The sequence below is a fragment of the Nitrobacter sp. Nb-311A genome (assembly GCF_000152905.1).
Lineage (GTDB): Bacteria > Pseudomonadota > Alphaproteobacteria > Rhizobiales > Xanthobacteraceae > Nitrobacter.
Genome location: NZ_CH672419.1, coordinates 192,662 through 213,110, shown reverse-complemented (window position 1 = coordinate 213,110; position 20,449 = coordinate 192,662). Strand labels below are relative to the sequence as shown.

At 57.9% G+C, this 20,449-nt stretch carries 20 protein-coding genes and 1 pseudogene; 8 read left to right on the top strand and 13 right to left on the bottom strand.

Going from position 1 to position 20,449, the window contains the following annotated elements; genetic code table 11:
- Positions 1 to 494: 494 nt before the first annotated feature.
- Both NB311A_RS15805 and NB311A_RS15800 read left to right on the top strand, forming a co-directional pair.
- The gene (locus NB311A_RS15805; protein ID WP_009799493.1) at positions 495 to 821 is read left to right on the top strand and encodes a hypothetical protein; all 327 of its coding nucleotides are present in this window, start codon (positions 495 to 497) and stop codon (positions 819 to 821) included.
- Complete coding sequence (locus NB311A_RS15800) at positions 818 to 1,039, top strand: hypothetical protein (protein ID WP_009799492.1); 222 nt, start codon at positions 818 to 820, stop codon at positions 1,037 to 1,039. The genes NB311A_RS15805 and NB311A_RS15800 overlap by 4 nt, the downstream gene beginning before the upstream one ends.
- 129 nt (positions 1,040 to 1,168) lie before the next feature.
- Here the strand turns inward: NB311A_RS15800 and ligD are convergent.
- Positions 1,169 to 2,087, bottom strand: a pseudogene (gene ligD, locus NB311A_RS15795) (non-homologous end-joining DNA ligase).
- Positions 2,088 to 2,311: 224 nt separating this feature from the next.
- Between ligD and NB311A_RS22695 the strand changes: the two are divergent.
- Positions 2,312 to 2,488 carry a hypothetical protein gene (locus NB311A_RS22695; protein WP_245257015.1) on the top strand — a complete coding sequence of 59 codons (177 nt, stop codon included), beginning with the start codon at positions 2,312 to 2,314 and terminating at the stop codon, positions 2,486 to 2,488.
- Between the two features lie 6 nt (positions 2,489 to 2,494).
- On the opposite strand, the gene NB311A_RS15785 is transcribed toward NB311A_RS22695, so the two are convergent.
- Genes NB311A_RS15785 through NB311A_RS15775 form a run of 3 tightly spaced genes read right to left on the bottom strand, consistent with a single transcriptional unit; the run spans position 2,495 to position 3,901 of the window.
- Positions 2,495 to 2,761, bottom strand: a complete 267-nt coding sequence (locus tag NB311A_RS15785; RefSeq protein WP_009799489.1) for a hypothetical protein — start codon at positions 2,759 to 2,761, stop codon at positions 2,495 to 2,497.
- The gene (locus NB311A_RS15780) at positions 2,758 to 3,483 is read right to left on the bottom strand and encodes an SOS response-associated peptidase (RefSeq protein ID WP_009799488.1); all 726 of its coding nucleotides are present in this window, start codon (positions 3,481 to 3,483) and stop codon (positions 2,758 to 2,760) included. The genes NB311A_RS15785 and NB311A_RS15780 overlap by 4 nt, the downstream gene beginning before the upstream one ends.
- Position 3,484: 1 nt before the next feature.
- Positions 3,485 to 3,901: a hypothetical protein gene (locus tag NB311A_RS15775; protein WP_009799487.1), complete on the bottom strand. Its 417-nt coding sequence runs from the start codon at positions 3,899 to 3,901 to the stop codon at positions 3,485 to 3,487.
- Between the two features lie 598 nt (positions 3,902 to 4,499).
- On the opposite strand from NB311A_RS15775, the gene NB311A_RS15770 reads away from it, so the two are divergent.
- Both NB311A_RS15770 and NB311A_RS15765 read left to right on the top strand, forming a co-directional pair.
- Complete coding sequence (locus tag NB311A_RS15770) at positions 4,500 to 5,855, top strand: HD domain-containing protein (RefSeq protein ID WP_009799486.1); 1,356 nt, start codon at positions 4,500 to 4,502, stop codon at positions 5,853 to 5,855.
- Between the two features lie 14 nt (positions 5,856 to 5,869).
- Positions 5,870 to 6,388 carry a hypothetical protein gene (locus NB311A_RS15765; protein ID WP_131522926.1) on the top strand — a complete coding sequence of 173 codons (519 nt, stop codon included), beginning with the start codon at positions 5,870 to 5,872 and terminating at the stop codon, positions 6,386 to 6,388.
- Between the two features lie 65 nt (positions 6,389 to 6,453).
- Here NB311A_RS15765 and NB311A_RS20755 read toward each other — a convergent pair whose 3' ends face one another.
- The 3 genes from NB311A_RS20755 to NB311A_RS15755 are packed head-to-tail and all read right to left on the bottom strand — an operon-like array spanning position 6,454 to position 7,937.
- Positions 6,454 to 6,696 carry a hypothetical protein gene (locus NB311A_RS20755; protein ID WP_009799484.1) on the bottom strand — a complete coding sequence of 81 codons (243 nt, stop codon included), beginning with the start codon at positions 6,694 to 6,696 and terminating at the stop codon, positions 6,454 to 6,456.
- A complete protein-coding gene (locus NB311A_RS15760; protein WP_040675552.1) occupies positions 6,693 to 7,181 on the bottom strand; it encodes a hypothetical protein in 489 nt (162 codons plus the stop codon). Before NB311A_RS15760 ends, NB311A_RS20755 begins: the two co-directional genes overlap by 4 nt.
- Positions 7,182 to 7,199: 18 nt before the next feature.
- Positions 7,200 to 7,937 carry a thermonuclease family protein gene (locus NB311A_RS15755; protein ID WP_009799482.1) on the bottom strand — a complete coding sequence of 246 codons (738 nt, stop codon included), beginning with the start codon at positions 7,935 to 7,937 and terminating at the stop codon, positions 7,200 to 7,202.
- Positions 7,938 to 8,127: 190 nt separating this feature from the next.
- On the opposite strand from NB311A_RS15755, the gene NB311A_RS15750 reads away from it, so the two are divergent.
- Positions 8,128 to 8,703 carry a hypothetical protein gene (locus NB311A_RS15750; protein WP_245257014.1) on the top strand — a complete coding sequence of 192 codons (576 nt, stop codon included), beginning with the start codon at positions 8,128 to 8,130 and terminating at the stop codon, positions 8,701 to 8,703.
- Positions 8,704 to 8,774: 71 nt separating this feature from the next.
- Here the strand turns inward: NB311A_RS15750 and NB311A_RS15745 are convergent, their stop codons facing one another.
- Positions 8,775 to 9,857: a site-specific integrase gene (locus NB311A_RS15745; protein ID WP_083780493.1), complete on the bottom strand. Its 1,083-nt coding sequence runs from the start codon at positions 9,855 to 9,857 to the stop codon at positions 8,775 to 8,777.
- Positions 9,858 to 10,296: 439 nt separating this feature from the next.
- Here NB311A_RS15745 and NB311A_RS15740 point away from each other — a divergent pair, with 439 nt between their 5' ends.
- Complete coding sequence (locus NB311A_RS15740) at positions 10,297 to 10,614, top strand: hypothetical protein (protein ID WP_009799479.1); 318 nt, start codon at positions 10,297 to 10,299, stop codon at positions 10,612 to 10,614.
- Between the two features lie 652 nt (positions 10,615 to 11,266).
- Here the strand turns inward: NB311A_RS15740 and NB311A_RS15730 are convergent.
- The 3 genes from NB311A_RS15730 to NB311A_RS15725 form a co-directional block, all read right to left on the bottom strand.
- Positions 11,267 to 13,828, bottom strand: a complete 2,562-nt coding sequence (locus NB311A_RS15730) for a DUF3987 domain-containing protein (protein WP_009799477.1) — start codon at positions 13,826 to 13,828, stop codon at positions 11,267 to 11,269.
- A 162-nt stretch (positions 13,829 to 13,990) separates the two neighbouring features.
- Complete coding sequence (locus NB311A_RS20750) at positions 13,991 to 14,188, bottom strand: helix-turn-helix domain-containing protein (RefSeq protein ID WP_083780492.1); 198 nt, start codon at positions 14,186 to 14,188, stop codon at positions 13,991 to 13,993.
- 224 nt (positions 14,189 to 14,412) lie between these two features.
- Complete coding sequence (locus NB311A_RS15725; RefSeq protein WP_009799476.1) at positions 14,413 to 15,783, bottom strand: integrase family protein; 1,371 nt, start codon at positions 15,781 to 15,783, stop codon at positions 14,413 to 14,415.
- Positions 15,784 to 16,329: 546 nt separating this feature from the next.
- Here NB311A_RS15725 and NB311A_RS15710 point away from each other — a divergent pair.
- Positions 16,330 to 17,511, top strand: a complete 1,182-nt coding sequence (locus tag NB311A_RS15710) for a trans-acting enoyl reductase family protein (protein WP_009799474.1) — start codon at positions 16,330 to 16,332, stop codon at positions 17,509 to 17,511.
- A 23-nt stretch (positions 17,512 to 17,534) separates the two neighbouring features.
- Here the strand turns inward: NB311A_RS15710 and NB311A_RS15705 are convergent, their stop codons facing one another.
- Together NB311A_RS15705 and NB311A_RS15700 are read right to left on the bottom strand one after the other, a co-directional pair.
- Positions 17,535 to 18,800, bottom strand: coding sequence for an O-antigen ligase (locus NB311A_RS15705; protein ID WP_009799473.1), 1,266 nt, complete (start codon positions 18,798 to 18,800; stop codon positions 17,535 to 17,537).
- A 33-nt stretch (positions 18,801 to 18,833) separates the two neighbouring features.
- Positions 18,834 to 20,366: an undecaprenyl-phosphate glucose phosphotransferase gene (locus NB311A_RS15700; RefSeq protein WP_009799472.1), complete on the bottom strand. Its 1,533-nt coding sequence runs from the start codon at positions 20,364 to 20,366 to the stop codon at positions 18,834 to 18,836.
- Between the last annotated feature and the right edge of the window lie 83 nt (positions 20,367 to 20,449).

Sequence of the window (20,449 nt, the reverse complement as noted above, 5' to 3'; positions counted from 1 at the left end):
TGCTAGTTGGGCAGAGTGCGGCCAACAAGGATGATCTTACATTTTGCTTCTCCCCGTAGAGCTAGGGTTAACGTACCGCCGTTGCCACACACCGAGAGTCGGCTCTGGTGTTCCTTGATGGATTCATGACGCTCCTTCACGAATACCAAATGTCGATCATGACGACGACGGCCATCAGGAGAGAGGCGGCAACCAACAAGATGATCGTATCCATCACCTGCCATCCATCAGGTATACAAGGCTCGTTATGATTATCACGTCGTGAACCCAGCCCCTGGCGAAAACGCGAGCCGGAGCGCCGCGAGATGGGGCATGCAAAAAGGCCTGCCGCAGCTCGGGGCAGCGGGCCTTTCGGGAACGGGGATTAGCAAGACCGGCAAAATTCCTGCCGGCCAGATGGACCTTTAGAAAAGTTCTGCCCTGTAATTCTTGACGACTGGCACCGTCTTCCTAATATTTTTGTCGTCCAAAACGAAAGGAGATAGGAGGACAACATGACCAATTGCGGCCGTGTAATTGACGACAACGTTTACGACCTCAACGCAATCCTTCATCCCGGGTCGGTCTACGACCACCCCCGCGACGTCCTGGCGGACGAAGAACTGACCCTAGCCGAGAAGAGAGCGATCTTGGCGTCATGGGCCTCGGACGCCGCCGCTGTTACATCCTGCCCGTCGCTGAGGGCAATTCCGGGCCAGCGCCAACCCGTGTCGATTGATGACATCCTGGAAGCTTTGTCCGCCCTCAATTATGGTCCGCGGCCACCCGGCGGGAAGCCAGCTCGGCGTCAATCGACCTCGCGAATCTCAGAAGCGGCATGAAGGAGGACGCCATGGTTGGGAGCCTACCAAAAGCATTCGAACTTCAAAGTCTACGCCGGCTGAAAGAAGCTTTGGTTGTGTCGAAGGCCAGACATGGCAAATCAGGTATGATCCCTGACAAAGACTGGCTGGCTGATCTAGATGCCAAGATCGCCGCCCTCGAGCGGGGCCTGGGTCTTGAAACCAGCCTGAGCCTTGAGCGCCGGCCAGGGGGCTAGATCGAGGTATTCAACCCGGCGGATTGGTCGCCCCGTTTTGCCGACGGGCTACCGATCCGTCGCCAGCTTCCCCCAATCGTGGCCATTGCTTTCTCGGGCTGCCGACAGGGTTCAATTCCGCTTCACTCTTCAGAGCTCTTCTCTGAGACCCCGAAAGAAAGGGTGCCGAACTTTGCCTTCCGCCGACTTTGCCCGGTATTCGATTTCGGCAAGCCACTCAGGCTCAACCCACACGCCTTTGTGGGCAATTCTCTTGGTGTAAGGCTGCGTCTTCCGAACTAATGGCGTGAGGCGCTTACGCAGATCAGCAATTGAAGCCTTGTCGAAACCGTGATCGACCTTGCCGGCGTAGAGCAAAGCATCCCCCCTTACGCCTTGCGAGATGGAGGCCGTCCCATTTGTTGTCCTTCTCAGCAAATCCAGCAATCACCAATGTCTCGCGCTGGGCACAGGTTTTCTTGACCCAATTGCGGCTGCGCTCACCGGTTGGATAGGTGCCGTCGGCAACCTTTGAAACGACGCCCTCGAGGCCGACTTTACAGGCGTGATCGAACATCTCGCGACCGTCGATAGTAAAGCTCTCGCTGAACTGAACAGCGGTGCCGCCGACTAGTGCTTTCAGTGCATCCTTCCGCTGATGCAGCGGCAAACTTCGCAGGTCATGGCCATCGAGGTAGAGCAGATCAAATGCCACCAGCACGATGTTTCGTGATCGGCCGCGGAGTTCATTTTGCAGAACTGAAAAGTCCGTGGTGCCGTCTTCTGCGGGCACCACGACTTCGCCGTCTATGATCGCAGTCACGGCCGGGATACGCGAAGCGTCGTCAGCAATCTTCCGGAAGCGCTTGGTCCAATCATTACCGCGCCTGGTGAAAACCTTCACATTCTTTTCAACGAGATGCACTTGGACGCGATAGCCGTCGAACTTGATCTCGTGAATCCATCGTTTGCCCTTAGGCACGCGCTCGATAGGCGAAGCCAGTGCCGGCGGGATGAAGCCCGGAAAGTTTGCCTGGGAGCCAATGGCTTGCTTGGGGCGCGCGGGCACGGCAGGTCGGAGCTCCTGTGCAAGTCGATTCAAAGCCGGCCATGTTCTTTCGTTCCCATCGTGGAACTGAACTAATCGTTTCGCCGTTCATCTTTGAAACAAAGGAGAAGCACATGGCGCGACCAGATTGGAAACGTCCAGGATCGCCGATCGGCAAGAAAGGACCGCGCAAAGCGAACCCGATCTATAAGCGGCGCTCCCGCGAGCGATGGTCAGATCAGGACGTGCGCGAACTTCGCAAGCTGGCAAAAGCCAATACGCCGACGGGCGTGATCAGCCTGAAGCTTGAACGGCCGCAAGCCGCGATCCGCAGCAAAGCCCAGCGCGAAGGGATTTCGCTCGGGCCGACAAACCGCTCGCCGTATAATCGACGCGCAAAACCGGCCAAGCGCAAGCGCTAACGGCATTCATGCAAACAGGTCTGTCCCGGTTTGCGTCAGGCGGACATAGGTGCCGCTTTCGTGCATCCAAAACCAGCCGTTTTCAATGGCGCGGTCAATTCCGGCTCGATATTCAGCCGGTGATCCATGGAGATCGTGCAAGAATGGCCAGTTGACCTTCTCGATGTGAATGCGGCCGTCCTGAACCGGCTCGACCGAATAGGCAATCTCCATCAGCTTGCGTGCGGCGGCTTCCGGATCGGCGTAGGGCCGCGATTCGACGAATGTTGTCATGCCGCCTCCGTGTCTTCCTTTTCGCCTGCCGCCACGATCCGGAGCGATCCGTCCGGCAGAGGCCGCTGCAGCGCTTTGGCTTCACCCCACGGCGCGTGCATCCAGACGTCATGCTCCTCGGGGGTGGTCAGGATCACCGGCATCGCTTTGGGGTGCACCTTACCGACCTCCGCGTTCGGCTGACAGGTCAGAAAGCCGAAAAAGTCCTCCGTGATTTCGCCTTCCTTTGCCTTGCGCACGCAGGTCCAGTTCGTCCACAGCCCGGCAAAGGCCAGTAGCGGCCGGCTTTCGTCAATTGCGAACCAGACCGGCACTTTCTTGCCATCAATCGCGTCGTATTCTGAGAATGACGTGAACGGGACCAAGCAGCGGTTATCGGGGCTGAGCCACCGCTGCCAGTGAGACGATGACGTGTTTCGGATGTTCGTCACGCCACAGTCAGGCTCGATCCGAAGCAACTCCCTGAAATCCACTGTCGCGCCCTTAGCCTCCAGCTTGGCCGCTCGCTTCTTCGTGGCGCCCATCAGCGCAACTGGCGACGACGGCATTCCCCAGCGCGCCATGACAATCTCGCGCTCACCGGCCGAATTGCGAACGATCGGGGCAGGATAGTCGGGGAAGATGCCGGGCAGGGATGGCAGGTTGCCGACCTGGCTGTTTACCGCCCCGAACAATCGTCGTATCGCGTCGACGTTTTTCGTCATCGAATAGAGGTTGCACATGCTACCGCTCGCCAGGCCACCATACCGAAGGGGGGTCGCTGGCCGATATCGGCGTTTGTCGCAAAGCGACGAGCTGGCCGCGCTTGTACCGATAGCCGCGCATCCGCGAGCAGTCTTTGCATGCCATACGGCGCTCCAGTTCATGGATCGGCGTCGTCTCCTTTGGTCGACGTACAGTCGTCAAGTCAACCGTGGAGTGCAGCTCGCAGCCGGCGCATCGGACCTCAAGATAGCGAAACCCAGCGTTGAGGGCATCCCCCAGCGTCGGAGAGGGTTGAGCTGGCCCGCGAAAGCCCAGCATGCGCTGCGACCAGGCGATGCAAGCGAGCTTGTCGGCCTCCTTGCGCGCTTCCATCGCGCGCTGGGCCGACATGCGAACTGAGGTGCCGTAAAGGTGCTCTCGCGACTTTGTGGTCATGACCGAAAGTGGAGCGGCCCACGATGGGAGTCCAGCCGCTACAGCTTGGGGTTCCTTTCGGATTGGCCCAATAGCTTGGCGATCTCTTCTAGATTTTCAGCAAGGTCCCACATCGCTGCTCAACAGATCAGCCAGGCGCTTCTCCTGGTCGCGATCGAGAGGGGCGCTCTGCTCTCGAGCAACCCGCGCGAAATCGTCTACCGCTCTGTCATCGGCATACCGGGATATGGTGCGGCGCCTGAACCAACCAATCACGCTCAAACGAGGGCTCCCATCTGCCGGCGCAGTCATTACAATTTCCGGATCACATGTGGAGTATCGCGATGCCCAGAACGCCGAAAGACTTGTCGGCGCCGGCGGGCGAAGGTCGACGACAGCACCACATCAGCGGGGCGCGGCGGATGGCGGCGTAGCACTGCCGCGTTAGATAGACCCGGCAGTGTTTTAAGAGGCCAGCTGCTACAGCTTATGGGCTTTTTCAGTCGCCCCAATAGCTTGTAATTTTCACCAAATTTCCGGGATATCCTCGCGGACCTTGGACTTTGGCAGGGCATCTGGCTACGTTCGCGCCATAGCTTTTTGATTCTGGGCGAATGGAATGGGGAAAAGGCTGCGCGATCCTGTGCACGGGCTCATCGTGTTCGATGAGACGGATCAACTGAGAGTGGATCCACTTGCATGGTCGCTCATTGATGCGCCCGAATTCCAGCGTCTCCGGCGCATCCGGCAACTAGGTGTCTCTGAATTCACCTTCTCTGGCGCAGTGCATACGCGCTTTGCGCATTCAATAGGCGTTTTTCATACCGCCCGCACGCTCGTGAAGATCATCCAACGTGAGATGATCCGTAATCAGCAGCACTACGACGAACAGAAGGCCAAAATCGCGCTGATCGCCGCCTTGTTGCATGATCTCGGCCACGGTCCCTTTAGCCATACATTCGAAGGTGTGCAAGAATCGCGCGGCGTCAAAAAGCGTCATGAACAATGGACGGCGGACATCATACGCAATCCCGACGGCGGTATACGACCTTTGCTGGAATCCTTCGAAGCTGGAACAACAGAAAAGGTTGCAGTTTTACTGGAGAAAGAAGACCCCGAGGACATTTACCACGCGATCGTATCGAGCTCGTTCGATGCGGACAGGCTCGACTATCTTCAACGCGACAAGCTTATGACGGGCACAGGCGCAGGCGCAATCGACTTCGATTGGCTGATCGAAAATGTCCGCGTCGCAGAGATCGAGTTGGACGCTCCCGATGAAGTAGGCAACGATTTCCGGAAAGTCCCAACCTTTTGTTTGACGAAGAAGGCGCTTCCCGCTGCAGAGCAATTTCTGCTGGCGCGCTACACACTCCATCAGCAAGTTTATTTTCACAAAGCCACGCGCTGCGTCGAGCACATGATCGGGAAGCTGCTGCGTGCTATCGCACGACTGGCGGCTGGAAAGAAGGCGGATCACAGGAAGACGGGGCTGCCGGATGAGCATCCGCTTCTGAGCTTCTTTAGCCGAAGTGACGAGACGATCTCAAGCTACCTTGCGATTGATGATGCGGTTGTCATTGGTTCGCTCGACGCAATGTCACGCGCTAAGGATCCAGTGGTTTCCGATACCGCGAGGCGCTTGCGGGATAGAGATTTGTACAAAACGCTTGACCTAGCTGAATTTGGCGAAGACCAAGGTCGTCAACGGTCGAAGCTGCGCCGAATCACCAATGACAACAAGACCAAGATCGCCTCCGAAGAGGTGCTGATCGACGATAAAGCGTCAATCGGCATTTATGCCGAAATTGGTGGGGACGAGGAGCGAATGCACAAGAAACTACACATTCTGGATGGCGGTGAACCACAAGAAATCAGCAAACTCTCAAGCCTAATTGATGCCTTGGTAACGAAAAAGCAGTTCACGCGTTTATATTTTGCTGATGTCGCAGACCGCGACGCGGCTAGACAGTGAGTGGGAGGGGAAACATGCCAGCTGAACCTGAGGCCATGGTTGCTGATGTGGTGGCAGCTGCCGGTGGACGGCTCGTCAGTCGAATTCGACTTCAGAAAATTGCATACCTGCTGGATAAGTTGGGTGCGCAGAGTGGATTCTCATTCTCATATCATCATTATGGACCATATTCTCGCGATCTCGACAGCGCCGTTTTAGATGCCGAAGCGTTTGATAAGATAAAAGAAACTTTTGGACGTCGACAATCGGACGGTGCGCGTTATAGCGTGTTTGAGATTAAGCCGCAGGGGATCAATCACGTATATTCTTTTTTGCAGGATCAGCAGCTCCGACAGCGGGTCCGGGAACTTGCTGCAGTCAACGTGACCATTCTTGAACTCGCTGCAACCGCTCATTGGCTTGCAATGGAGGAGCGCGTTCCGGACTGGAAAGCTGAGGTCATTAAGCGGAAAGGTTCAAAAACTAGCGGCAACCGTCTCGATGAGGCAACAAGGCTGCTCGGACAGCTTGGCCTCGAACTTCAGGCTAGCTAGTTAAGGACGGTGCCGAGTTTGTTGTGTTCCCGGCGTCAGGATATGCCCCGCTTCGGCGGGGTTTTCTATCTGAGGCCGCCAATTACCGAAATGGCCGCATCCGTCAGGACGAGCCTATCGTTGTTCACGCTGATCAAGCCCCGCTCTGCTAGCAACCGCAGGTCATCGCTGGATGGCGCCAGCAGTTTTGTTCGTCCCGCTCGGATGTCACGCAGTACCCAGCGAAGTCTTATCGCGGTATCAACGGGCAGGTGATGGAGCGAGCTTGGCTCCGCCGAAGGTTGGTCTTGGGTGTCGTCGTCACTCATCGAATCCTCTTGCGCGTCCTCGGCAGCGCCTTGTTCACGAGCGTTGAGATCATCTCGAAGTTCTTCCGAAGTACGTCTACATCTTCGCCGTCCTTTGCGGCCTGCGCCAGCGTCTTGATGTGCTTCAGAGCTGCGACCAGATTGATCACCTGCTTCTGCAGGGCGTGGTCGCCGACGTCGCCTCTATCGCTTTGGACCATTGCTTCCGGCTGCCTCGGTCCCAAGCGCAGCTCTGGCTGGGGTTCCATATTCGGTGCGGAAACCGGGCTTTGATAAGGAGTACATATTCCGCGAAGAACGCGCTGCTTTATGAAGGGAGGAATGAGGATTCCTTCGCCGTTCGTCTTGATCCACTGATTGAAAGAACTGGTATACTCAGCAGCGATCTTCTCTTCAGCTGCATAGCAGGCCTGTAAATCATCGTAGAGCATATTTGTTTGGAGTGGCGTCGTCCCCATCGCCATCATGACTAATGCCCATTTCATCGCTGGCTTTCCTTAGGATCACCGCTTCGGCGCCCTGCATCCTGCGGCTTCAGCTTCCTGCTCGGAACAGAACCAACGCCGGTCGGGCTTATCCATGTTCATCTTAGCGTACCAGCGATCGCCTGCCAGGTGATAGATGCACTCGCCGTTGCTCACACCGGCTTTAATGGTGCAGGCAGGATCCGGTGCTTCCTGCGATGAGACAGATCCGAGCAAGAGCTCTTGAGCGTTAGTTGGGACTGAGACGGCGCCGAAAACGGCGCTCTGTTTATTTCGAGATCGCCAACCCCAAGGCGCGATAAATGCGCCAGACCAAAGACCGGCCTGCGTATCACGGGCTTTAGTCTCCTCGGCGACGTATCGATCGGAATACTTTACGAACGCGAGCGCCCATCCGTGTCTGACCATCCATTGATTGATGTTCTGGCCAGCGATAGAGCACGAGGCGAGAAAGCGATCGTAACGATCGTTGCCAGAAACGTCGCAGGACCACGGCCGAGTCTTGGAGAAGGCCGCAAGCGCGTCGCGTGAAGCAACGCCGCATGCCCATTTCTTACCTTTGGCGTCCAAGCAAAGCTGATCGGTTTCCGGGGCATCGAGGCCGTTTAGCCTGATCTTCTTCTCGCCGATCTCTACGGTATCGCCATCAACAATGTGCGCCTCACCCAGGATAGTTTCGGCGCGAACAGCGACGGCACTTAAACAGTATAACGCGGGCAGAATAGCGGCGGCGATGGTGCGCAAAGGGGTGAACATAGAGGTCGCCAGATTGGTGATGCGTTAGAACGCTCCGCTGCCGTGTCCGTTCCGCAAACCGCGTTGGTTGGTGCCTATAGTGGTTCATTTTTTTTTCGCCTTTCTAGAGGAATGGAGTAGGAGTGCGCTTTCCTTCGAAACAATGTTGAGGCTTCAGCGTTGCCTCTCCCGAAGCATCGGGAGGCGACCAATGGCGTCAAGGGAACGCATTTTCTTCGCGGGAGTGGCCACATCAGCCCTGCTGATTGGAATTGGATTCGGCGGCGGCATATTGCTCGGACAAGCGGCGCTAGAACCAACTCAGCAGGCGCCTCAACCAAAGTTAGCGACTAGATCGCTTCCCCCAGCAAGAGTGGTTCTGCCAGCGCCGACGGAAGCGGCGCCGAGTCTGCCCGCATCTTCATCGGCTCCCCTCGTACAGGCGGCAACGCCAGCCGAGTTCGAGCCGCAAAGGACCTCTTCGCAGGATGATCCTGCCCGATCCCAAAAGGCCGACCAGGTCCGGACGCGGGATCTCGAGAACCAAAAACAGGCAGAGCGCCGGGCCAAAGTGGAAAAGAAGAACGTCGAGGCGGCCGAACGCCGCAAGAAGGCCGCCGAACGCCATCGGCGATATGCAGAGAAGAAGGCGCGGCAGGAAGCAGCGCTCGAGCAGCGAGCTCTAGAACAACGCCAAGAGGCACGTAAGCGGGCGGGACCCTTTGGTTTGTTAGCTTTCGATGACGGCGCCGAGTCGCCGAGGCCGGCTAGCTTCTTCGGCAATTGATCCTCTGCCAAAGCCAGGGGTGCGGCGACTTACGCAACCCTCACTTCGATAGCAACTCCAATCGCAGAGCCTCACCCTTCTTCGAACTCGTCCAGCTTCTTCCCCAAACTTTCGCTGCTGTGATGCCCGTACACGCGCTCAACAGTGGCGGTCGTATCGCCGAGCAGCTTGGCGACGTCGTAGATTGAGGCGCCCGCCTGGAGGAGGTGAGTGGCCCGTGTGTGCCGCAGGATGTGCGGGAAGCCTTTAGCGGAGAGCCCCAGACGCTTCAGATGCCGATTGAAGGGCGAGTAGTAGTCCTTCTTCGGCAATAGGCGGTCGTTTGGAAGGCGACCTGCGGTGAGACGGGTTAGCACCGGAAGCAGAGGGCGAACAATTGGCGTGATTGGCTTGCGCTTCTTCGAGCGGCGCTGCTTTGCGGACGCGTTGTCCGGCTGAAGGTGGATATGGCCGCCGTCGAAATCGACTTGGCCCGCGGTAAGATTTTCGATCGCGCGGCGGCGGGCGCCCGTGTAATAGGCGAGGGCGATGAAATCCTTCAACTCGCCCTCGGCCGTCTCGTGGGCCAATTTATATTCGGCCTTGGTGAGATAGACGGTTCGAGATGGCGGCTCTGGCGGCGCCTCAATCAGAGGCATGTCGCTGCCACAGATCGATTCATGCTTGAGTGCGTAGCGAGCCGCGGTGCGCAGAATCAGGAGCTCGCGCCGGATTGAACCATCGCTCCCAATGAACGTGGAGCGCCTGCCACGAGCGGGCCGTACCTGGCCAGCGCGACGGGCATCTATGTAAGCCGCGCAGGCTTGGAGCCGGATCCGGTTCAGCGGCGTGCCTTTGAAGAACATCTCGATGTAGGGACGCGCGGAGCGCGGCCGCTTCACATCAATGCATTCGCGGTCTATGCGCCTTGCGATGTAGAAGTCCAAAATTTTGGTGACGGTGACGTGCGTGACGTTCATGCCACGTGGTTTCTCCGCCGGCGTCACCCGCCACTTGGCGAGATAACGCTCAAACATGTAGTACGCGTCGGCAAGGTCTTTGGTTTTTAGGCTACAGCGACGCGTCTGACGGGCGGGTTTATCGTACCAGTGAACGTACCAAATTCCGTTCGATCGTTTGGCGATCCATGGCAGTTCACGAAGCTGTCGTCCCATTGGTAGCTCCTGTGGTTGGGAGCATCAGGTCGCGACAACTTGTGGCCGTCAGTCAATCTTGATTTGTGCGGTGTTTTTGCGCCGATAAAGTCAACAAAATTTCGATGCTCGTTGAATGTGATCGGTTCGTGGATGTCGTTTTTGTTGGCTTTGTCGGTGCTGTGGACAAATTTTTGGGCGAGAGAAAATTGCGCAAAATCTTGTGCGGCTTGATTCGCAGCTGGAGCCGCTTTTGGTGCGGGGTACGATCATGCACAGCCATCGAGGTTTGGCCTATTTTTGGCCATTGCTTCACGACCCACGGGGCGCCGCGATAGAGAAGGCGTAAACGGGCCGATCAATGGCTCAGTATGCGTGCTCATGAAAATTGGTTGCAACGGAAGGGAAGAACGCACACTCTTTGCTGAAAAGCTTGGATGTCGATGTCGAGGGTAAGCGAATGGCTGAATATGAAATCCAGAAAGATTTTGGAAAAGCTGTCGAGTGGCTCTCACATGTGAAAGAGCAAGCGTACAAGGGCGTCGATGACGCCTATAAGGAAATCAAAGCCCATAACCAGACTAAGGTGTCGACCGTTAAACACGAAAAACCGGTACCATCACCGACGCCGCCACCAGCCATAGGCAGCACGGTTGCGGTAGTTGTTGGTTACGGGATGCTTGTCATGCTGATCGTGTTCTTCTTATTCAGAGATCGAGATTCATGGCTGCATCGGGCTGTCATTAGGTTTCAGCATTCTCGTAAACGCACTCCGTAAGCGGCGCGCCAGCGGAGAGATGCAGGCCAGCAACGTGTCCCCCTCAGTCGAGGAAAGAGGGGCGCGAGGGTTGGGCTGGCGCTTTTACCGGCTGCTGTGGCCGCTGTAGGCGCCTCCGTGGCTCTACGGGCTTCCTGGGCGGCTTGTGTACCTTGCCGGGACGACTCTTGCTCCACGGGGCTGGCTTGGCCCACCAGGGCATCTCCGCGATCGGAATAGGCGGCTTGTCGTTGTTCACGTAGGCCCCCGGGCGACGGTGCGGCTCGCAACGCCGTGAGAGAATTTTTCGACGCCAACCGGTTTTAGTGACCTTGGCTGCAAACGGTGCGCCGCACGTCGCGCACAGAGCGTCGAACCGAACAAGGTCGATGCACATGCCCGATCGCGTGATGTACTCGGACGTAGCTTCGCGACGCCGAAAGACCTGCCAGCCGATTTGAACCTTCTTGGGGAGTTCAGCCATGAGACGATCCTCCCGCCGGAAATGCTACGAAAACGACTTTCAAGGGCTGATTTGGTGGGGCTGCCCGCCAAACGTCAGCGCTGTCACTTAAGGCAATCTGGGAAGAAAGGAACAGCCAGAGGAGGGGATATAAAAGAAGAAAGAACACGTATTCTTTTCGCGCGTAAGTGACAGCGCTGACAGTGCTCATTAAAAATCTCCCCTGGCCGCACGGATTTCCGCTACCGTCCTGGCAATTTCCGCTTTCACCGCCGCGCGCCGTTCCGTTTCGTCGAGCTTGATAGCTGCGAAGCGTCCGTCGTGAACGGCTGGGTTAACCTTCCACTTCTTGTGAGTCTCGTTTGTGAGTTTCACCCAATCCTGCATGGCCAGCGTGGCCATCACGGAGAGTAGCTTTGCCTTCCGTTCGGCGCCGCCGAGGGGACGATATGCGCGGCCAATTTCCCGAGCTGTGATGGTCTGGAGGTCGCGGGTAAGTATGTAGGCCGCGACCCAACGAACTTCCTCGTCATCGTTCCCCATGGCCATGACGGTGCTATAAATGTAGGCCGCATGCGGATAGAGGAATTCCTCGATACAGCGGCGGGCGCGGCGCGCGGTTTCGAGCGAAACAATGCCGGCTGGCGGTTTCTCCAACGCAGGATCCACGCCGGAGGCCCATTCAATCAGATGAAATGTGAGGCAATAGCGGCCGAACTCGTTGGGTGTCTTGCTGAGCCAAGTCCTGAGACCGAACGCAACATCAGCGCGTTGGGCTTCCCGATACGCAAAATCTTCAACATGTGCGAGCTCAGCCGCGGCTTCGGGTGCCAAGCGGTAGTCGCGCGCTTCAAGGTCTGAGAGCGCGATTGCGACGCGGTCGACTGAGTTGTTTAATCGAACGTCATCGGGAAAGTCCTCGCCACTGCCGGTCCGCTCGATAGCAATCAGCGCAAATCGCTGCAGCAAACCGTCGTCCGTTAGCTCAGATGCGATCTTCGCCAGTTTTTTATCTTGGATGGTGCCGGCGATCGAAATGGCTAACGACGGGATGAACACGGTGCCGGTTGCCTTGCGGTCGATCGCGTACGGCCCGCCGTCTTTGGCCTGAAGGAAGAAGGGCCGATCTTTGCCGCCTCTCGCTCGATAGGCGTCCATACTGTTGATGAATCCGGCGAGCTCATCCGAATGCAAAAGCACGGGCGCCGCGGTGCCATCGGCCGCAAGCACGGCTCCGATGGCCTCGGTGGTCGCGTCGTTGACAATTTTTCGGCGGAGTTGCGGCTCTGGCTGTGGAAGCGGATCGTCAGCAAAGCTTTCTGTCGTTTCCTTCGGGTCAGGATCGGGCTTCGCTATGGCGTCGGTTGACCGCTTGCGCCGCCTCCTGGCTGAGCCGGCACTGAATTCGTTGGCTTCGCACGCCTTCTTGAAATCGGCGCGCCATGCTGCTTCGACAGCCTTCGGAAAAGCCATCGCGGCGTTTAGAGCCGGCGATTTGGCGACCCCCGGATCTCCGACAAACGCCATCCATAGCGTGCATTTCACAAACCAGGAATTGCTATGCTGGCGAAGGTGGAGGTTATTTCCGGCGGGCACTAAGCTGCTCAGGGTCGTAATGGCTGCTGCAGCCATTGCGCCCGGTGTTACGCCCAAGCGGCGCGCCCGGTCGCCCGCAAACCACTCAATGTAGCTGGGGACTACGCCCGCCGGCAGTGCGCGCGGCGCGGTTTCACGTTCCCAAAGGTCAGCGGGATCGTGCCAACCTGTGGGCGCCGGCTTAACCGCGACGTCGACGGGGCCGAACTCGGCTTCGGCGGAAGCGATGCCCGGAGGATCCTGGCCATAGCGATAAGCATTGGCTACCTTTTCCTCGAGCTCGTCCGGCTTCCACGGCGGCGACGCCTTAATGTCGTTCCAGTGGTCGAGCATGAGCTCGAGGCATTTCTCGGGGCTGATGCCGAATCCTTTGACGTGACACGCGACTTTGTAGGTTTCGGCATCTCCGCCGGCGCCTTGCACTGCTTCGGGCGCATTATTTTCCAGCCAGTCCGCCGCCCGTGCTATGGCCGATTCGGTGTCCAGTTCGACTAGGGGCGTCTGGCTATCTCCATTCCTCGTCGCCCTGCGGTCATGGACTTTTGGCAGGAGGTCGATAAGCCATTGCGGCGCGTCGGCGATGGGTAAATCTTTCTCTACCGTATATTCACCCACGGCTGTGGAAGACCCCGCGCCGACAATGTAGCCGGTGCGGCCCGCGCGGATATCGATGTCAGGGAAGCCGACAATTTTGTTGGAGCAGGTTTTTATAGTGACGACGATCTGAGGCGGAGCCCTGTATGTGAAGTGGTATCCACCGCTCGCCGATCGTTGCGTGTAGGTTAGAGGCAACCCCTCATAGAGGGCCTCGAGCAATGCCAGCGACTTCGCGCCATGCTTCCCGGCCTTTGTGTCAACGTCAATCAAAATCAGATCTTCGTTGAAGCATCCTATGTTTAGTATTGGGTATCTGCCCCACACTGCCTGGATCCGCGGGGCGTCATGCGTTGCCCATTCCGGCCACTCCTTAATGTAGGGCTTTTTGTCGTTCTGAATGACTGGAAAAACTCTGAAGCCGCGTTGCGCAAGTGCCAAAGCGGCCGCAAGGCGGGTGTTTGTTTCGTCACTCAGAGAGACATCGGTAACCGGTGGCTCGCCTAAGTTGGTCGTCAGGTCAGGTTTTTTGGCAAGGGTAGTTTGTTGAACGCCGACGGCGCTTGTGTTACTGTTGCTCATCTTCAATTTCCTTGGCCCCGTGCGACCTGGCAGTCGGCGGGGCCAATCTATTTTGGCGCCCGCGAGGGGATGCGGTGATAAGTCAGATCAATAGATCGGCTGCTGCCCCTACGTCCTGAGGCTACGACGCGCGTCGGCGGTCTCGCGCGCCGGTATTCCGGCTCAGGCGGCTTGCTCTGATGTCGAGGTACGGCGCCGGCTTTCCATCCAGGCATCAAGGTCCGCGGTGGTGTAAATAACGCGGTCCGGCACAGGATTGATGTAAACGGGGCCGCCTCCCTTCACACGAAGGCGCTCAAGGGTAGCCGTAGACAAGCGGACGTGCTTCGCCGCTTCACGGGTATTGAGATAACAGGGCATGAAACACCCATGGAATCGAAGGGGGAGTTGGCCCTGTCTGTGACCGGCTGCGGCCTCTACGCCTGAGGCTACGACGCGCGTCGGCGGTCTCGCGCGCCGGCAAGCCACCCGACAGCTGAATACATGTTGCGCCAGAAGGCGACCTATTAGGCTTGCGGGCGTAGTACTAGCACAGATTGCGCTTACCGTCTCCCCTTGCATTCTTTTTTTGCGCAGGTGAACGTTCAACTCGCTACACGGAGTTTTTCTTCGAACAACACGACATTGTCGGCACTGATTTTCTCAGGTGAGTGCTCAATCGGCTTTGGCCCGATGATCTTCTTGAGCTCATTCGCGAGAATTCCGGCTACGACACGTTTTTCGGCAAGCATGTCGTATTTGTCGTATGTCGCGGTCACGTCGCCCTCTAGATGGTCAAGCAACGCTTTAACGTCCTCGCGCCTGGCTCCTCCGCGACGCGCAATGGTCGCCGCCGTTCGTCGAAGGTCGTGCGGTGTGAAGTGCTGCATGCCGAGAAATTCTCGGATGCCCATTCGCTTCGGAATCTTCCTCTTGGCTGGTCGTCCGTTTAGCGCTGCAGCCAATGCGTTGCGTGTGAGTGGGGCAGGGGCGTTCTTCTGTTCCGGCTTTTGACTGTCGTTTAGCGATTCATCTTGCGTCCGTCGAAGAGTCCATGATGTGAAGACAGCCAATTGATTTTCGAGAACAATTGCCTCGGACACGACCGACACCGCTATATCGTTCAACGGGACAATCACATCCCGGTACTTTTTCACGCGGTTCTTTGGGATGTGATATTGCGGATCCGCTCCATTGCGGCCCGTTAATTCCGAGATCAGGGCGCCCGCAGATTGCCCTGGCCGAACCATGGTCGCCAGCACGAATTTGAGCGCTAATGCTACGGGGCGGCTTGCGGGCAAACGAGGGTCGTCCAAACCCCACCACAGTTTCCTGATTTCCGCATCAGTCAGGACACGCTCTCGCGCCTTCTCCTGATAGCGCCGCCTCATGTCCGCAACGGGGTTGCTCGGAACGTGTTTGCGTCCGGGCTCTTTGGCCCAGGAAAATAGGGTGTGGAGAATAGATTGGGTGCGGTTTGCGCTCACCGGAGCTGAAGCGCCAATTTCCTCGATTAATTCGGCCACGTCGTCGTCGGTAATCTCGGCGGCGATTCTCCGCTTCCACTTGTCGCGAGCGCGTTTCAGATAGCATTCGTCATTTTTCCATGACGATTTGCGAGGTTTGGCGTATTCATCGAGATAGAGCTGAGCTAACTCATCGAACTTGATTCGATCACGCTTTGGCCGTTTAGCCCGCTTTTCCGCAGCCGGATCCGAGCCCCCAGCAATTGCGCCGAGCAGGATTTTCGCTTGGTTTCTGGCTTGGTCGGGCGCCATCTTGCCGACAGCCGCGATTGTGAAACGCTTGGTCGGAGACGTCCGGCCGGTTCCGGCCCGATAGACAACGACAAACGACTTGGCGCCCGATGGACGGACGCGGACGCCGAACCCGGACAGCTTTTCATCCCAAAGAGTGTACTCGAGTTCTCGGGGTTGCAGGCCGTCAACCACGGTTTTGGTGATGGTTTGCGTCATACGACCTCCGGGAAGCACAGGGGAAGCACCGCTGTGCTAATCAGAGACGGCCTAGGTAGCACCGAGGTAAATTTTAGCGGCGGTTTGAGGCTGGATTGCAGGTCACGGCGGGTGTAAGACAGCGAGTGAGGGGATATGGCACTAGTCTGGGAGACTAGGGGTCGGAGGTTCAAATCCTCTCGCTCCGACCAATACTTATCATGTTTTTTTCACACGAAGCGGTATCCATAGTCGGGTCCCACCCGAAGACACACGCTTTCGCTCGAACCGCTACATCGAGCGTGATCTTAGCCGAAAGCCGATCCTCTTCAGGACCATGACCAGCGTTTTCAAGAAAATTCGCGTGAAGAAGGCGCGTCAGATCAAAGCGATAGAATCTTCGCCGTGAAGCGGTGAAGACCTCTAGAGCATGATCCCGAAAAGCGGAAACCGGTTTTCGGAGAAGATCATGCTCAAACAGAAAGATAAGCGACGAGTCTGGTTCAACAAAGTCGAAAAACAGACTCTAGGACATTTTACAGACTCTAGGATATTTTCAGGAAGGCCATGACATCGTCGTCAACGGAGTTCGATATCATTGTCTACGGCGCAAGCGGGTTCACCGGCCGGCTCGTCGCGGAATACCTCGCCGCCGAATATAGTGATGGCGACCTGAAATGGGCCATCGCTGGACGCGACCTCGATAAGCTGGCGGCGGTACGCGAGGCCATCGGCGCGCCCCGCGATCTTCCGCTGATCGCCGCGGACTCCGACAATGCCGCATCGCTCAGGACCATGGCTGACCGGACGGCCTCGGTGCTGAGTACGGTCGGACCTTATCAGCTTTACGGTTCCGGTCTCGTCGCCGCCTGCGCGGCGAGCGGCACCGACTATCTTGATCTCTGCGGCGAACCGCTGTGGATGCGGCAGATGATCGACGCTCACGAGGCGGAGGCGCGCAGGAGCGGCGCACGGATCGTGTTTTCCTGTGGCTACGATTCGCTTCCGTTCGAGCTCGGCGTGTTCTTTCTTCAGGAGGCCGCAAAGCAGAGGTTCGGAGCGACCGTCTCACGGGTCAAAGGTCGCGTGCGCAAGATGAAGGGTACGTTTTCCGGCGGTACCGCTGCGAGCATGAAGGCGATCTTCGCCGCGGCCGCCAACGATCCAAGTCTGTTGCCCAAACTACGCGATTCCTTCGTGCTGACGCCGGGGTTTGAAGGGCCGAAACAGCCGCCGGGCAACAAGCCGTTGTTCGACGAAGATCTTGGGATGTGGGTGGCGCCGTTCGTGATGGCAAACATCAACACCCGCAACGTGCACCGGTCGAATTTCCTGCTCGGTTTCCCGTATGGCAAGGATTTTGTCTATGATGAAATGGTGGTCGCGGGGCCGAAGGAGACTGGCGAGGCGACCGCAAAAGCCATCATCGCCGCCAACAATAAACTCGGCGCTCAGGGGGGTCCCAAGCCAGGCGAGGGCCCCTCGAAGGAGGAGCGCGAGAGCGGGCATTACGACCTTGTTTTCCTCGGCATCGGCCCCGACGGGCGGCAATTGAAAGCGGTCGTGACCGGCGATCGCGATCCCGGCTATGGATCGACTTCCAAGATGATTGCGGAATGCGCAATCTGTCTGCGGCGCGACGCGCCGGACCTTGCCGGCGGCTTCTGGACGCCGGGGGCTGCGATGAAGGACGCCCTGATCAAACGGCTCGTCGATCACGCAGGGCTGACGTTCGCGATCGAACCATAGCGGCACAGGTCGCGCAGGCGAATCTATTGCGGCGCTGGCTGAACGGACGTGTGCCGCGCGTCGGCCATGTACTGGTGGGTCGCCGCGAACATGCCCCACATCATGCCAAGCATCAGCCAGAAATGGCGCCAGTGATCGGTGTCGATAACGAAGCTCTCTCCCACGGTTCCCAAGAACGCCGTGAAGATTGCCAGATAGGTGCGTTGCCAGGGAACTCGCACGAAAATGTAACGAAAGCCCAAGATTACGGTGGTGAAGATCAACACCGGATAGCAGATCCCGGAAATCCAACCACCCGACATGAAGGCGTTCAGGTAGGAGTTGTGGGTGTCTTCCGGAAAGAACCGCGTGAACTGGAGCGGGCCGATTCCGAGCGGCTGGTCCAGCGCCATCTGGAAGCCGAGAATATGCCGGCCGAAGCGGCCAAAGCGCCCTTCGTCGTAGCTCTGGTCGAAACTCGCACGTTCCTTGAAAAGGCTATCGACTGAATCGAGGGACAGCAGAATGGCCAGCAGCAGTGCAATCGCACAGGCTGCGATCGTCGCCGTCAGGACCAACCGCGACCGCTGCTTTCTTGATGGGTTGGTCAGGAACATCAGGACCAGCATGAAAGCCGATGTGAGCACGAACTGGCCCCAGGCCGCGCGCGAAAACGCCAGCAGCACCGCAAGACTGATGATTCCGAGCACGATCGCGCTACGAAGCGCCTTTCCGAACCGATCCGTGACGATGCTTTGCAGCACGAACAATGCCGGCAGGATCAGGAACGCGGAGAGCACGTTCGGGTCCTTGAAGGTGCCGCGCGCGCGGCCATAAAGGGTCAGCACGTCGTGTTCGCCGGGCACCAGATGGAAATAACCGGCAACGCCGGCGACCGACGCGATGACCGCTCCGACGATCAGGCCGCGCCGCATCAGGTCTAGCCGCGCCTCGGTATCTTCCGAAAATACCAGCGCGAAAAAAACGACCGTCACCGCCATGTACCACGAGGTCATGACCCAATTCACGATCTGGGACTTGTCCATCAGATGTACGGCGCCGATCGTGTAGCCGATGTTGATGAGAAAGAGCAGTGTGAGCAGGGGAATGAAGGCGAGCCGCATTCGCAAGCCGGTCGCGAAGAACACGACTATGGCCGCCAGCGTCGCAAACTCATAGGGACTGGGCTCAATGTAGACGATCGCGCCGCCAACTCCCACGGCCCACAACAGCGCGCGCTGGAGTGCGGCAATGCCCGGTGCTTGCGTCGATGGCCGGAACCAACTGTCAACCGCTGCGGGATACGCCATTACACTTTCACAAACTCAACGCACCAGGCCGGATCAGTACGCGTTCTCGGATTTCAACAGCGCCAGCGGCGTCTTGAACAGGATATCAAGATCGAACAGTACCGACCAGTTTTCGATGTAGTAGAGGTCAAACTCGACACGCTTCTGGATCTTTTCTTCGTTGTCGATCTCGCCACGCCAGCCATTGATCTGCGCCCACCCCGTAATGCCCGGTTTAACGCGGTGGCGCGCGAAATAGCCGTCAACCGCCTCATCGAATAGCTGGCTCTGCAGTTTGCCCTGCACGGCATGGGGACGTGGTCCGACGAGGGAGAGGTCGCCCTTGAAGACGACGTTGAAGAGTTGCGGCAGTTCGTCCAGGCTGGTTTTTCGGATGAATCGTCCGACCCGGGTGACACGGCTGTCGTTTTTGGTCACGACTTTCGTGGCCATGGGATCCGCCTGATCGTGGAACAGCGAGCGGAACTTGAAGACTTCGATGCGCTCGTTGTTGAAACCGAAGCGTTTCTGGCGAAACAGCACCGGGCCCGGACTATCGAGCTTGATCGCGAGTGCGACCAGCGCCATCACCGGCGAGGCGAGCAGCAGAATGAAACCGCCGATAATCCTGTCGAACAGCCATTTCATCACCAGATCCCAGTCGGTGATCGGGGCCTCGAAGACGTCAAGCATCGGAATTTTGCCGAGAAAGGAATAGGCGCGGGGGCGAAAGCGCAGTTGGTTAGTGTGCGCCGATAACCGGATATCGACCGGGAGCACCCACAGCTTTTTCAACATCGCGAGGATCCGCGTTTCCGCCGAAATCGGCAGCGCGAACAGTACAAGATCGAGCCGGGTACGCCGCGCGAATTCGAGCACGTCGTCGACCTTGCCGAGCTTGGGGCTTCCGGCGCAACTGTCGAAGGCGCGCGAGTCGTTGCGATCATCGAACACGCCCAAAATTTCGATGTCGGAGTCTTCCTGCGCTCTCAACGCGTTGATGAGATTTTCTCCGTTCGTGTCGGAGCCGATGATGACGGTGCGGCGTTCCAGCCGGCCGTCGCGTGCCCAACGGCGGATCACGGCGCGCAGCAGGAGCCGCCCGGCGATGAGGCCGGTCAGTCCGACAAAAAAGAACGAGGCCAGCCAGAGCCGCGAGACGGAATCGCCGAGCTTGACGAAGAACGAGACGCAAATGAACAACAGGAAAACGAACGCCCAGGACGAAATCATCCGCGTCATCTGCCGCAATTGGCCGCGGAAAACCTGGATGTCGTAGATGTCCGCAGCCTGGAAACACACGACCGCGGTGGCGGACATGGCAGGGATCGCTGCGATGTAGCTCCAGCTAAACCCGTCGATGCGGGCAACGTATCCAAGATAAAGCGCGATGCCGATAAGGCTGAGCAGCACGAAGTCTGCGGCACGGACGATGCCGGTGATGACGACGGGCGAATAGGCCGGCCGTACCTTTTGATTGGTGACGGCAAGCGCCGCGGGTGACAGCCGTCGGCGACGCTCCACGGGTATCCCGAGGCCGCTGCTCGCTGCTGCATCGATCGTTGAGCGAGCGTTGATAGGGTCCATGTCCTCAAGTCCAAATCGCGCCACACACCAGGATGGCGTTCTCAGGGCGACTAAAGGACTAAATCGGGAAGATTTGGTTTCGC

Excerpts from the sequence above, each read along its gene's own strand:
- NB311A_RS15805 (WP_009799493.1), top strand. The coding sequence starts at position 495 with ATGACCAATTGCGGCCGTGTAATTGACGACAACGTTTACGACCTCAAC.
- NB311A_RS15800 (WP_009799492.1), top strand. The coding sequence starts at position 818 with ATGAAGGAGGACGCCATGGTTGGGAGCCTACCAAAAGCATTCGAACTT.
- NB311A_RS15785 (WP_009799489.1), bottom strand. The coding sequence starts at position 2,761 with ATGACAACATTCGTCGAATCGCGGCCCTACGCCGATCCGGAAGCCGCC.
- NB311A_RS15780 (WP_009799488.1), bottom strand. The coding sequence starts at position 3,483 with ATGTGCAACCTCTATTCGATGACGAAAAACGTCGACGCGATACGACGA.
- NB311A_RS15775 (WP_009799487.1), bottom strand. The coding sequence starts at position 3,901 with ATGACCACAAAGTCGCGAGAGCACCTTTACGGCACCTCAGTTCGCATG.
- NB311A_RS15770 (WP_009799486.1), top strand. The coding sequence starts at position 4,500 with ATGGGGAAAAGGCTGCGCGATCCTGTGCACGGGCTCATCGTGTTCGAT.
- NB311A_RS15765 (WP_131522926.1), top strand. The coding sequence starts at position 5,870 with ATGCCAGCTGAACCTGAGGCCATGGTTGCTGATGTGGTGGCAGCTGCC.
- NB311A_RS20755 (WP_009799484.1), bottom strand. The coding sequence starts at position 6,696 with ATGAGTGACGACGACACCCAAGACCAACCTTCGGCGGAGCCAAGCTCG.
- NB311A_RS15760 (WP_040675552.1), bottom strand. The coding sequence starts at position 7,181 with ATGAAATGGGCATTAGTCATGATGGCGATGGGGACGACGCCACTCCAA.
- NB311A_RS15755 (WP_009799482.1), bottom strand. The coding sequence starts at position 7,937 with ATGTTCACCCCTTTGCGCACCATCGCCGCCGCTATTCTGCCCGCGTTA.
- NB311A_RS15750 (WP_245257014.1), top strand. The coding sequence starts at position 8,128 with ATGGCGTCAAGGGAACGCATTTTCTTCGCGGGAGTGGCCACATCAGCC.
- NB311A_RS15745 (WP_083780493.1), bottom strand. The coding sequence starts at position 9,857 with ATGGGACGACAGCTTCGTGAACTGCCATGGATCGCCAAACGATCGAAC.
- NB311A_RS15740 (WP_009799479.1), top strand. The coding sequence starts at position 10,297 with ATGGCTGAATATGAAATCCAGAAAGATTTTGGAAAAGCTGTCGAGTGG.
- NB311A_RS15730 (WP_009799477.1), bottom strand. The coding sequence starts at position 13,828 with ATGAGCAACAGTAACACAAGCGCCGTCGGCGTTCAACAAACTACCCTT.
- NB311A_RS20750 (WP_083780492.1), bottom strand. The coding sequence starts at position 14,188 with ATGCCCTGTTATCTCAATACCCGTGAAGCGGCGAAGCACGTCCGCTTG.
- NB311A_RS15725 (WP_009799476.1), bottom strand. The coding sequence starts at position 15,783 with ATGACGCAAACCATCACCAAAACCGTGGTTGACGGCCTGCAACCCCGA.
- NB311A_RS15710 (WP_009799474.1), top strand. The coding sequence starts at position 16,330 with ATGACATCGTCGTCAACGGAGTTCGATATCATTGTCTACGGCGCAAGC.
- NB311A_RS15705 (WP_009799473.1), bottom strand. The coding sequence starts at position 18,800 with ATGGCGTATCCCGCAGCGGTTGACAGTTGGTTCCGGCCATCGACGCAA.
- NB311A_RS15700 (WP_009799472.1), bottom strand. The coding sequence starts at position 20,366 with ATGGACCCTATCAACGCTCGCTCAACGATCGATGCAGCAGCGAGCAGC.